Source organism: Lelliottia nimipressuralis, from assembly GCF_004115925.1.
Lineage (GTDB): Bacteria > Pseudomonadota > Gammaproteobacteria > Enterobacterales > Enterobacteriaceae > Enterobacter > Enterobacter nimipressuralis.
Map to the genome: position 1 here is coordinate 46858 of NZ_SDDX01000021.1, position 11896 is coordinate 58753.

10 protein-coding genes are annotated in these 11896 nt (G+C 49.0%); all 10 read right to left on the minus strand.

Features of this window, described 5'->3' with window-relative positions; translation table 11 throughout:
- Nucleotides 1–10: 10 nt before the first annotated feature.
- Nucleotides 11–646: an acetyltransferase gene (locus tag ETG88_RS17505; RefSeq protein WP_129035978.1), complete on the minus strand. Its 636-nt coding sequence runs from the start codon at nt 644–646 to the stop codon at nt 11–13.
- Entirely contained in the window at nt 639–1712 is a 1074-nt protein-coding gene (gene neuB / locus ETG88_RS17510; protein ID WP_129035979.1) for an N-acetylneuraminate synthase, read from the minus strand. Before neuB ends, ETG88_RS17505 begins: the two co-directional genes overlap by 8 nt.
- A gap of 6 nt (nt 1713–1718) precedes the next feature.
- Entirely contained in the window at nt 1719–2888 is a 1170-nt protein-coding gene (gene neuC / locus ETG88_RS17515) for a UDP-N-acetylglucosamine 2-epimerase (RefSeq protein ID WP_233446120.1), read from the minus strand.
- Nucleotides 2888–4030, minus strand: a complete 1143-nt coding sequence (locus ETG88_RS17520; RefSeq protein WP_129035980.1) for a LegC family aminotransferase — start codon at nt 4028–4030, stop codon at nt 2888–2890. Before ETG88_RS17520 ends, neuC begins: the two co-directional genes overlap by 1 nt.
- A 15-nt stretch (nt 4031–4045) precedes the next feature.
- Nucleotides 4046–5236, minus strand: coding sequence for a UDP-N-acetylglucosamine 4,6-dehydratase (locus tag ETG88_RS17525; RefSeq protein ID WP_129035981.1), 1191 nt, complete (start codon nt 5234–5236; stop codon nt 4046–4048).
- 454 nt (nt 5237–5690) lie between these two features.
- Entirely contained in the window at nt 5691–6587 is an 897-nt protein-coding gene (galF, locus tag ETG88_RS17530) for a GalU regulator GalF (protein ID WP_129035982.1), read from the minus strand.
- 216 nt (nt 6588–6803) lie between these two features.
- Nucleotides 6804–7799, minus strand: a complete 996-nt coding sequence (locus tag ETG88_RS17535; protein ID WP_102104085.1) for an NAD-dependent epimerase/dehydratase family protein — start codon at nt 7797–7799, stop codon at nt 6804–6806.
- A gap of 180 nt (nt 7800–7979) precedes the next feature.
- Nucleotides 7980–9377 (minus strand): colanic acid biosynthesis protein WcaM, encoded by a 1398-nt coding sequence (gene wcaM, locus ETG88_RS17540; protein ID WP_129035983.1) that lies wholly within the window; start codon nt 9375–9377, stop codon nt 7980–7982.
- Nucleotides 9378–9388: 11 nt separating this feature from the next.
- Nucleotides 9389–10609: a colanic acid biosynthesis glycosyltransferase WcaL gene (gene wcaL / locus ETG88_RS17545; protein ID WP_123427439.1), complete on the minus strand. Its 1221-nt coding sequence runs from the start codon at nt 10607–10609 to the stop codon at nt 9389–9391.
- Nucleotides 10606–11886, minus strand: a complete 1281-nt coding sequence (gene wcaK / locus ETG88_RS17550; RefSeq protein ID WP_100779621.1) for a colanic acid biosynthesis pyruvyl transferase WcaK — start codon at nt 11884–11886, stop codon at nt 10606–10608. The genes wcaL and wcaK overlap by 4 nt, the downstream gene beginning before the upstream one ends.
- Nucleotides 11887–11896 lie beyond the last annotated feature (10 nt).

Consider the following 11896-nt stretch of genomic DNA (forward strand, 5'->3'; position numbering starts at 1 on the left):
CTGTAGGGCACTATTTGATAACCGACTTAACCGGATAACAAACTTGTCCACTGTCTAGCGATTGCACTAAAATCGCGCCAGCACCGACCATAGAATTATTGTGTAGCATCATGCTCGGTATTATAATTGAACCTGCACCAACAAAAACTGATTCACCTGTTTTGACTTGCCCGCATAAAACAGCACCAGGGCCAATAAAGCAATGGTCTCCTAGCAGGCAGTCATGTTCTATAACCGCTCGTGTATTTATAATTGAATGACTGCCGATAACAGCACCAGGGTTAACTATCGCTCCTGACAGTATTTGTACACCTTCCCGTAAAAGGACATTGCTGGCAACTGATGCATTCTTTGCGATGACATTAGAGAAGCGATATCCATGACGCAAATAGGTTTCCGTGATATTTTTTCTCAACGTCGATCGTGGAACCATACCAATGCCATTAACTAATTCAATATCATTATGCGAGAACTGAAATATTTCATCGTCTGAGTGTAGTATTTTGGCTCCTTTGAAGATATTCCTTCCGGATATATCATTTGGACTCACGACAGCTATGACTTCTCGCTTTTCTGAAAGCAAAATATCCATCAGGACACTGGCATGACCGCCACCGCCGATAAGAACAACTGGTTTTTTATTCAATAATCAGGTCTCCTGGCAAGTACTCTCTAGTAGATACTTTATCAAGCATATCCCAATAGCTATAAGGCGACATACCGTTTCCCGGTCTTTTTATTGTCATATTTGAGGCTGTGAAGGGTTCCCCAGCAAAGATCTTATGCACAGCTACCAGGCTCTTTCTTGCTACCGATTTATTCTTAATTTCTGAGACCGTAGGCGTCTTCACCCGATTTCCAAGTGCCATCTCAATTTGCCGGATCGCTTTTACCATAGCATTCAATTCTTCTGGTTCAAGCGATGCTTTATGATCAGGACCTTCCATATGTTTATCCAACGTAAAATGCTTTTCAATCAACACCGCCCCTCGAGCTACTGCCGCAATCGGAATGGTTATACCTTCACTATGATCTGAATAGCCAGCAGGAAGATCAAATGCAGCCTGTAATGAATCCATTGCCCTGAGATTAATTTCATCCATTGGAGCAGGATATTCAGTAGTGCAGTGAAGGATGGTCACTTTTTGTTTCAGTGCCTTCTGCCCTTCTGGCGTTGCATAGGCCTTTTCGAATGCTTCAATGCACGGTTTTTCATCGCTAGGAGTGGTGTATCCGAACGCAATGACGCCCAGAGCTGCCTCGATTTCAGAAAGCGTGGCCATACCTGTTGAAATTATAATATCAAGGCCAGTTCTGGCATGTTCAAGAACCAGCGGTGCATTGGTAAGCTCCCCGGAGGGTAATTTTAAACGCTTAATTCCAAGTTCATTGACTAAAAAATTAAGGCTTACTGAGTCAAATGCCGTTGACAAAAACTCTATACCTAACGACTTACAATGTTTTACCAGCGCATGATGAGCTTCCCATGACAATTCAAGCCGACTCAACATCGCTAACTGCGATTCATTTTTTTTAGTATTTGCAACCTGATAATCGGCCTGCCTGGCCTGTTCAGTTACCAAGTTCTTTGCCTTAAACGTTTGGAACTTAACAATATCTGCTCCAGCTTTATAAGCAGCATTAACAAGTTCGAAAGCAATCTTTTCGTCGCCGTTGTGATTAACACCGGCTTCAGCAATGATAAGCGTCATATAGTGTCACTTAATGTCGTAAAAAGTTTTACCCGGAACAAAATGCAGGGACTTAATCATTTCGATGATCTTTGAACTTGCATCTCCCTGGCCATATGGATTCGCAATTTTTTCTTCGGGATCTTTATAACTGCGCGCAATGGCGGTATTTAGCGCCTGCGTGATTGATTCCTGTGTAGCATCGCAATTCAGGACGCTTCGGGCGGCAAGCCTTCCTTTTTGTCGCTTACCGATATTGACAGTCGGTACATCAAACGCAGGGACTTCAATAATCCCACTGGACGAGTTCCCCACTACCGCCGTCGCATGTTTCACAGTACTGAGATAGCGCACCTGTCCCAGGGAGGGAATAGCCAGTACGCGGTCTGATTGCCTCGCGGCATAGTCCTCGAGCAGCGGAATAATCTTTCTCCCTCCATCATCTGCATTAGGATAAGTCAGGATGATCTGGTGGTCTGGGTACTGGTCAAGCGCCGCTAATAATGCGTTAAAACTCGCTTCCGCAGGCTCATCACCTAAGGTTACAGGATGATAAGTCACCAACAAGAATGGCTTTTTAAGCGGAAAATTGAGAGAGGCACCTAACTCTTCAACAGACATAAAATGTCCGCGTTTAAGATGATCCAATCCTATTGCACCGACATTTTCGACGCGAGAAGGGTCTTCACCCAACTGGATTACGCGATTTCGGTAGGCCTCTGTTGAGGTCCCATGTAGGTAACTTAGCTTGGTAATGGCGTGTCTGATGGCATCGTCATAGGCACCTTCCGTTATTTCGCCGCCATGCAGGTGCAAAATGGGGATGCGGAGAATCATTGCCGTTTGCGCGGCCGCCAGCGCTTCAAAGCGGTCACCCAGCAACACTAAAATATCCGGCTTTAATCTTGCTAACGCATCAGCAAAACCCAATACACCCAGCCCCATACTTTTTGCAGTACCTACCGGCGTATCTGAGGAAAGCAGAATTTCAATCTTCTCATCAATTGAAAAACCATCCTTTTCAATTTGCTGCCAGGTATTTCCAAACTCCGGAGAAAGATGCATGCCGCTAACGAGAAGCTGCAACTCCAGCTCATTATCATTCTGGACATCTTTCAATAGCCAATAGAGTAAGCCATATTCAGCTCGTGTGCCGGTAAATATCGCAACTTTGCGTTTTTCTGCTCCCATTTCCATTATTCCAGCGGAGAACTAGGAATATTTACCAGACGCGCTTCAATCTGTTCAGAATTTTTAAGATCGTCACGCATCGCTTTATCAAACATCGGCAGACGATGCATCAATTTCCAGATTGGCCGCGCCATGACTTTCGCTTCATTCATTTGTGCAAGGATTGCATCTCTGGAATCCAGATTTTCACAAATAACCGCGTTCAGCCAATAGTTGGATTGCGCGTACTCAGGTTCTTTTACGAATTTAAATTCTGAATCCGCAAAGAATGTCTCATAGCGCTGCGCCAGATCGCGTTTCTGTTTCAGGAAAGAATCAAGACGTTCCATCTGACCGCAGCCAAGTGCGGCATTCAGGTTTGGCATGCGATAGTTAAATCCCGGCTCGTCATGATAGAACTCATATGGATGCGGCACTTTGGCAGTGGTGGTGACATGTTTCGCACGTACGCCATCTCCTGATGAGCGGCAGAAGACCATTCCGCCGCCGCCTGTCGTAATAATTTTATTACCGTTAAAGCTCAGTGCACCATATTCGCCAAGCGTACCTGTGTGTTTGCCCTTGTAAAAAGAGCCCAAGCTTTCGGCGGCGTCCTCAACAAGAATGATATGCCACTTCTGACAAACAGCGATGAGTTCATCCAATTCTACTGGATGACCAAAAGTGTGCATTGGCACTACGGCACGAACAACCTGACGTGTTTTACGGTGCACACACCCTTTTTCAGTCAGTTCTGTATTCTCGGATAGCCAATTCTCAAGCGCAACAGGGCAAAGACCCAAACTCATCGGAGAAACATCAGTGAAAACAGGTTCTGCTCCAAGATGATATAGAGCATTACATGTAGCGACAAAGGTCAATGCCTGAGTCACCACCAAATCGCCACGCTTAACACCCGCCAGATACAGAGCCGCACTTAGCGCTGCCGTGCCATTAACGGTTGCCACCGCGCGCGCAGTACGCGTGTAGTCTTCTATTTTGCGCTCAAAATCGTCTACATATTTGCCAACGCTGGACACAAATGTACTTTCAAGCGTATCCAGTACATATTTTTTCTCGTTGCCATTGAAAACTGGCGCATGCAAAGGAATAAAATCATCCGTTTTGTATACGTCGCGAACAAATTCGATAATTGATTTGATATTCATTCGAGGATGCCTTGCTTACATTTTACTATCGAGGTATTTTCCGGTTTCTTTATGACCAAAATCTGGAATCATTTCAAAAAATAGCTTAACAATATCTTCTTTATTCCACTCAAGAGAGGTCTTCATCTCCTGAATTCTTCCTTCAAAATGCGCCAACAATGCCGGGTCGTAAAGTGGCTCATTTTTTATGATGCCAAGATTAATAAAACGCTCCATATCGAGCGTTTCTTTATCGGTAAAGAACTCTTCAAAATCCTTCTCACCCGTTGTGTCGCTTGAGGTAAACAGACACGGCCACTTCCCTTGGGCAGGTAATGTTTTCGCCAGTTCACGTGCCTCATCTTCGCTTTCACAGAGATGCGGTTCATACCCACGCTGTTTTAAATACAGAACGGCGATATCTGCAAAGGAAATAAGGTGGAGAGCCTCGCTCAGTTTCGGGAAAAAGATGTCTCGATTATCACCAAAGATACACGACATCAGGCACAGCTCACCTGACTCTTGTGGAGTAACAAAGTAACGCTTGATATCGTTAGGCGCCACCAGCGGTTGCTGCTTTTGAAGACGCTGGTTAAAACCATGCAGAAGAGAACCATCAGAGAAAGCAACGTTGGCAAAACGCGCGGTAGAGATTGCCATCTTTTCGCTCTTGCGCATCAGGAACATCTCCATAATGCGCTTAGAAGCCCCCATCATATTGACTGGGTTTGCTGCTTTGTCTGTTGAAACGCAGAAGAATTTTTTGACTCCAGAGGCAATAGATTGTTCGATCGTTTTATCTGTGTTGAGGACATTCACCTCAATCATACGCATCAACGTGAACGGATCTTTCTCACTACGCACATGTTTTAGCGCGGAAAGATTTAGCACGTAGTCATACTTCCCGTCTGCTTTGATAAAAGCATCATACTCAACTGAGCCAATATCAAGAGCAAACGTCTGGAAATCCCCATCAATATATCCGAATGAACTACGAATATCGCGCACCAACTCAACCATATTGTTTTCGCTAATATCCACAACATGAAGTTTTTGCGGGTTACGTTTAAAGATTTCTTTGGTTACCGCCTGACCAATTGAACCGGCACCACCCAGGACAAGAAAACGGGATGAGGAAACAATTCGTTTTAATTTTTTTTCATTTCCAGAAACATCATCACCGAATAATGCTTTGTTACGACCAATGAGTTGGAGAATATTATCCATTTTTTGACCCAGTTAATAACGTGTTATTACCGAAAAACAACTTGAATCCGAGTTAATCAGACCCGAGTAGCCTCATCCTGTATATGATGATTATCTGTGCAGCTCAGAACTTAATTGTCTGAAATCAACTTGCTGATGAAACACTGGCACGCTACCGCCCCTGGCTCGACAGCTACCAGTGCACTGAGGAATAAGCAGAATGTGAGGTTCTTCAGTCAGTTCTCTGACAGAGATGTTGCTAAGCAACATTGACCAAACGTTAATTGTCGTCCTAATCGCCCTCAGAAACAAGCAGAAATCACTATCGAGAATCCCAAAAATACACCGTGTAACTTATTGTAATCTGGATACTTTGAAAACAAAAAACGGCAACGAGCATTCTTGAGGATTTGCCTTCACTCAGAATGATCGGTTGCCGTTACTTTAATGCTGCACGATTACGGGGCCTGTAAAATCACTCGCTCGTCAGCAGTTTCTCAATGCTCTTACGGAACTTCGCCCCTTCCTTCAGGTTGCGCAGCCCATAGTTCACAAACGCCTGCATATAGCCCATCTTCTTACCGCAGTCGTAGCTTTCACCGGTCATCAGCATCGCATCAACCGACTGTTTTTTCGCCAGTTCTGCAATGGCATCCGTCAGCTGAATACGGTCCCAGGCACCGGGTTCCGTTTTTTCCAGCTCGGCCCAGATATCAGCGTTCAGTACATAGCGGCCTACTGCCATCAGGTCAGAAGCCAGTGTCTGCGGCTGATCGGGTTTTTCGATGAATTCAACGATACGGCTCACCTGCCCTTCTGAATCCAGCGGCTCTTTGGTTTTAATCACAGAGTACTCAGACAGATCGCCTTTCATGCGTTTTGCCAGCACCTGGCTACGGCCCGTTTCATTGAAACGCGCTACCATAGCGGCGAGGTTATAGCGCAGCGGATCGGCTGAAGCGTTGTCCAGAATGATGTCTGGCAGCACCACGATAAACGGGTTGTCACCGACAACCGGACGCGCGCAGAGAATGGAATGTCCAAGACCCAGCGGCTGTGCCTGGCGCACGTTCATGATAGTCACCCCTGGCGGGCAGATAGACTGCACTTCGGCCAGAAGCTGACGCTTAACGCGCTGCTCAAGCAGCGCTTCGAGTTCGTAAGAGGTGTCGAAGTGGTTCTCTACCGCATTCTTGGAAGAGTGAGTCACCAGAACGATTTCTTTGATCCCTGCAGCAACAATCTCGTCGACGATGTACTGGATCATCGGCTTGTCAACGATCGGCAGCATCTCTTTAGGAATCGCTTTTGTGGCTGGCAGCATATGCATGCCCAAGCCCGCTACCGGAATGACTGCTTTCAAATTAATCATTATTTCTTCCACCTTAAAATGGTTGACGAATTATAGACTCTTACCGGAAAACAGCCTAGCTGAAGAGTCCTGATAAACGTCGCATGCGAATCACATTCTAACGAATACTCACTTAACTTACCCTTTACACGATAAGGTGAGAGCCAGAATTATCGGAATCCTGCAGGATAGATGTTACTCCACCTGTTTTTCCGAATAATCGTAGCTACAAGCCACTCATTCAGATACAAATGTGATGTCATCCTTTTTCTCGTGGACGAACTCGTGTTTCAACGTACGATCGAGTCCCTGAGAAAGGGTGTAGGGTGCTCTAAAGCCAGAACTATGCACTTTCGTTGCATCGAATTGCGTTGTGGCACAGAACTTCTTAACACGAACAGAACTGATAGCGTACTTTTTGCCCGTAATTTTGCTCAATACGTCAAAGCAATACCCGCCTAACATACCTAATGGGTAAGGTAGATGAACCGACGGGATTTTTTTGCTCAGACTTTTCTCAACTTCTGCTACTAGCTGATTCATATTCAGATCAGGCTTGTCGACATAGTTATATACGTCATAGCCAGGCTTGACATTCGTGAGCTTAAATTTAATAAACTCAACGATGTTGCCAACATAAGCCATCGATTTATAATTCGTCCCTGCTCCAACCATGGCAAATTTACCCCCTGCAATTTGCTTCAGCAGATTGTAGACATTACCGCGGTTGCGCTCGCCGAAGATCACAGTTGGTCGAACAATGGTCAGAGAGCGTTCCTGAGGCGCTTTATCGAACCATTCACGCAACACCTCTTCCGCCTGCCATTTGCTCTTTCCATAATGGTTGAACGGGTCTTGCTGATGAGTCTCATCCGGATTCACTTTATTGAGTCCGTAAACGGCGACGGAACTGGTAAAAATGATGTTGTTTACATTATTTTTTTCCATTGCTGCTAGTACGTTACGCGTCCCCTGAACATTGACATCATAATAAAGTGACGTCGGGCTAACGTCATCGCGGTGCTCAGCAGCAAGCAGCACAACGGTGTTAAATCCAGCAAGCGCCAGGTCGAGTTGTTCCTGATTGCGAACATCACCAGACACAGTGATCTCAGGGTAAAAATGACTTTGTTGCTTGTCGAAATTGGTCACATCGAAATTTGCCTGAGAAATCTCAATCAGACGGGTCCCAACAAAACCAGATGCGCCAATAAATAAAACTTTATCGTTCATAAACCACTCAATAAGTTAGATGTAGAGCGTCCTCTGGTCATTTATACATCTATTCCCTGAGGTGCCAGCCTGTAGACCAGATAAACTTCAAACAGTAATGGCACGGATTATAGCCCCTAAGAAGAGTGACTTCAGTAACAAATTCTTAGGGGCTACGGTATTTTTGATGCAGCAGAAAAGTTATCTTTGCTTATGAGGAAGTGAAAAATTCAGCCTCTCCACATTCACCACCTGCTGATCCACCCGGTCGATATCCACCGAACTCTGCCCTTTTTCATTCACCGCATGGATATTCGCCAGTGAGAGCAGCGTCTCATCTTTCGCCATAAACTTGCCTCGCACGTCTTTGCGCAGGTCAAAATTCATCTTCAGCGCGGGCCCGACTGTCGCCTGCTGCATCACGTTGATGTTGCGTAAAAACAGGTGCTGCGGTTTGTTGTGCAACTCCAGCGTCGCGCGCTGCATCTGCACGTTGGTGATGGCGACAAACGAGGTCGCGTTGCCCGATGAAACCTGTATGCCGCGCAGTTTGTATGCCAGCTGTCGATTATCCAGGCGGATATTGTTGAGCCTGAAGTTTTGCGGAATCGACAGGTAATCGCCCTTAACCACCCCGTAACCGATGAGCATCCCGGCGCTGTTGACCATATCAACATTATCGATGACAAAGTTATCGCAGCCATAAATCGCCACCGTGGCGTTATCAATCCCGGCTTTTTTACTGAAATCCGGGGTGATGTTTTTGGCTTTCACATTACGAATAATAAAGTGCTTACCGTTTTCCACATGCACCAGTTGCCGACAGTTACTGCCCGTAATGTTCGCCACCACAAAGTTCTTCACGGTCTGCTTTTCCGGGTAGTCGTTATCGTAGGTACTTCCGGCGAGGCCAATACCGATGCCCCAGTTAATCTTGCCGTTGGTACAGTTGATATTGTCGATTACATGGTCGGAGATCAGGATATTGCGGTCGTTAATGGCAACGTTCCATTCGATCGCATCGCCCTGCAAATGGCTGAAACGGCTGTTCGTGATCCGCGCGCCGTCGACCTGATTATGGAATCCCTGACGCAGAATGGCGTAGTTGGCCTGCGACACGCTGATGTTATCGATCAGCAAATTCCGCATCACCCGCGGTTTTTTACCGCCGATGTAAATCTGCGTCACCGGACCAAAGCCGCTCATCGCCAGCCCCTGAATCACGCAGTCAGAGCCACGCACATCCAGGGTGATGTTTTCCGTGCGGCCCTTCCCTTCGCCGATCACCTTGCTGCCCTCCTGTAACACAAAGCGCCCACGCCCGTTGCCGGTGAGCGCCCCGCGAATCAGCAGGGTCTTGCCATCGGGGATAAATATCCCGGTGTTGATGTTCTCGCAGGTGAGTCCCGCCGGAACCACCACCGTATCGCCGTCGACAAAGGCCTGCTTAAAAGCAGCGATCCAGTCCTTGCGATTGTACTGGCTGATATCGACCGTGCCGCTGCCCGCCGCGCGTGCGAGACGTGACGTGAGCAACGGCGTCGCGGCCAGCAGCGAGCAGGCGGTCACAAAGTTGCGTCGGGTTATTTTTTTCAGCATACCACCTCGGCTTATAGCGTTTGTAACAGGCTCGCTAACTGACGATTTATTACCTGCTGATTAAATTCGGTTTCGACTTTTTGTCGCGCGTTATGCAGCACCGGCGCCAGCTCCTGCTGGTCGATATCGCTGAACGCGGCCAGCCTGTCGGCAAGCGCGACCGCGTTATTTTCCGGCACCAGCCAGCCGGAATGGCCAGGCTCGATCAGCTCCGGGATGCCGCTGTGCACGGTGGAGACCACCGGAATACCCACCGCCATCGCCTCCATCAGGGCCACAGGAATTCCCTCCATATCGCCATCCGCACCGGTCACGGACGGCAGCAGGAACACATCGGCGTCGTCGAGCATGGCTTTGACTTCATGACTCGGCTTAAAGCCCGGCATCTCAACAAAACCTTCCAGCTGGTATTGCTCGATCAATGTGCGCAAGCGGCGCTCCCACGGGCCAATCCCGAGAATGCGATAGTGAAAATCCACTCCACGCGCCCTGAGCTGACGGCAGGCTTCAATCGCCACGTGCAGCCCTTTTTTCTCGGTGAGACGCGCCACAGAGATAATTTGCAGCGGTTTACCCGGCACCTTGACCGGGCGCTGGGTAAAGCGCTCCATGTTCACGCCCATCCGCGACACGGTGATTTTATCGGACGGACAGCCCATGGTTTTCAGCCGCCCGGCCCAGAGTTCGCTGATTGGCAGCATCATGTCGCCGCGACGAAATAGCTGCTGATATTCACCGGTGTAATGGTTCAACACCTCATGACTGGAGATGTCGATCCCGTGGAAAATGGTCGCGATTTTGCCGTCAATCACCCCCAGCTCGCGCAGTTTTGCCGCTGTCACGCCCGCCGGGCCAAAGTGGGCGATAAACACATCAGCGCGAAATGGCCGGGCCGTTTGCCCGCGAATCGAGGAGAGGATCAGGTTGCGCGCTTCAGCGCCGTAGCGGGAAACGTTGAGCGCCCGCCAGGTTGATGTGCGATGCAGCCCGCGCAGCGTCTGGCCTGCACGGTAGCGCAGCTTCGCCAGGCGGCCCTGTGGCTCATCCTGCAGCCAGCGGGTTTTCGCCGCAAGATCATACTGCGTCCAGGCCGCATGGGTATTCTGCGTATCGCCCTTTTGCAGGGCGACAATCTCCACGTCATATCCCATATCGATAAACGCGGTGATTTGGTTCAGCACAAAGGTCTCCGACGAGAGCGGGAATTTCAGCAAGAAGAAACCAACCTTCATTTGCCCTCCCCGATGCGATCGAGGACGGATTTGACCATGCTAATCCCGTTTTCCCGCTCGGCTTTCACCGCGTGCGCCAGACGTTCATTGATTGCCGGAAGCTGACCGAGCGTATCGCCCACCATCGCGCCCAGAGAACCGTCCAGCAGATGGCGAATATCCACCGCCATCTCCGGCATGCCCAGCTGCTGCATAATGCCCGCCGATTTGTGTTCATAGTTGATGGCGATAGCCGGCGTGCCAAAGTTCATGGAGATGATCGCAGAGTGCAGGCGTGTGCCCACCGTCAGGTCGCAGGCGGAAAGCAGCTTGCCCATCTCCAGATCGTTAAGCTCATCCATCACCACGTGGTAGCGCGACGGATCGTTCACGAGGTTGCGCAGGTTCAGCGCCACCATCCGGTCATCTTTGTTGTAGCTGTCGATCCCGGTACAAGTGGAGAGCGCCAGCACCTGATAGCCGCTGTCGAGCACGCGATTCACCACGTCGGCGAACGCCTGCTCGTAAGCCGCCTGAGTGGTGCCCAGACGCTTATCGAACGGCGCCAGTTCACGCAGGGTAATAGCCACAGTTTTCTGTTTCGCCGCCACGTTCAGCCAGTGCTGGACCGCATAGCTGGCCTCAAAGTTATCGTTCTGGTGATCCACAAGCCAGGCCGTATCCACCCCGTGCTCAACTTTTGAGGTATCAATTTCGCTGCGCTTCATCAGATCCAGACTCACGGATTCGCGCAGGATCAGCGCATCGCAGTGGCCAAACACATAGTTCGCCAACTGGTTAAATTGCGGGTCCTGGAATGGCCCGACGCTGTGGCCAATCATAAACAGCGGCTTTTTCGCCATAAAGGTGCAGAGCGCATGCTCGAACTGCGGCACGCCGTACAGATCGACAAAGAACGACCCGCCAACCTGAATAATGGCGTCATAGCCCGACAGCAGGCGCACAAAATCGGTAAACCCCTGGGCGATAGCAATGTTGCGCAGCTTGCCGGTATCGGTGACACGCGACAGCAGCACCTGATGCTGATAGCGGCGGCGCAGCACTTTTTTCACGCGGCCCACAACGCCTGCGGCGGTATTGTGCTGTTTCATCTGGCTGTAGAGCGGATCGCCCATCACCGGGCGGTTGAGTAACCACGACGAGCTCACCGGATAGCGGCTCATCACATCCACTTCTGTCTCAGGCTCGAGTGTGTTAATGGCATCCAGCAGACCGCGCAGAATGGCGCTGTCGCCACGGTTGCCGCAGGTATGGTTGCCCAGAATCAATAATTTCATAATGACCTCT

Bases quoted from the DNA above. Each gene is read 5' to 3' on its own strand.
- neuB (WP_129035979.1), bottom strand. From the start codon at position 1,712: ATGACGCTTATCATTGCTGAAGCCGGTGTTAATCACAACGGCGACGAA.
- neuC (WP_233446120.1), bottom strand. From the start codon at position 2,888: ATGGAAATGGGAGCAGAAAAACGCAAAGTTGCGATATTTACCGGCACA.
- ETG88_RS17520 (WP_129035980.1), bottom strand. From the start codon at position 4,030: ATGAATATCAAATCAATTATCGAATTTGTTCGCGACGTATACAAAACG.
- ETG88_RS17525 (WP_129035981.1), bottom strand. From the start codon at position 5,236: ATGGATAATATTCTCCAACTCATTGGTCGTAACAAAGCATTATTCGGT.
- galF (WP_129035982.1), bottom strand. From the start codon at position 6,587: ATGATTAATTTGAAAGCAGTCATTCCGGTAGCGGGCTTGGGCATGCAT.
- ETG88_RS17535 (WP_102104085.1), bottom strand. From the start codon at position 7,799: ATGAACGATAAAGTTTTATTTATTGGCGCATCTGGTTTTGTTGGGACC.
- wcaM (WP_129035983.1), bottom strand. From the start codon at position 9,377: ATGCTGAAAAAAATAACCCGACGCAACTTTGTGACCGCCTGCTCGCTG.
- wcaL (WP_123427439.1), bottom strand. From the start codon at position 10,609: ATGAAGGTTGGTTTCTTCTTGCTGAAATTCCCGCTCTCGTCGGAGACC.
- wcaK (WP_100779621.1), bottom strand. From the start codon at position 11,886: ATGAAATTATTGATTCTGGGCAACCATACCTGCGGCAACCGTGGCGAC.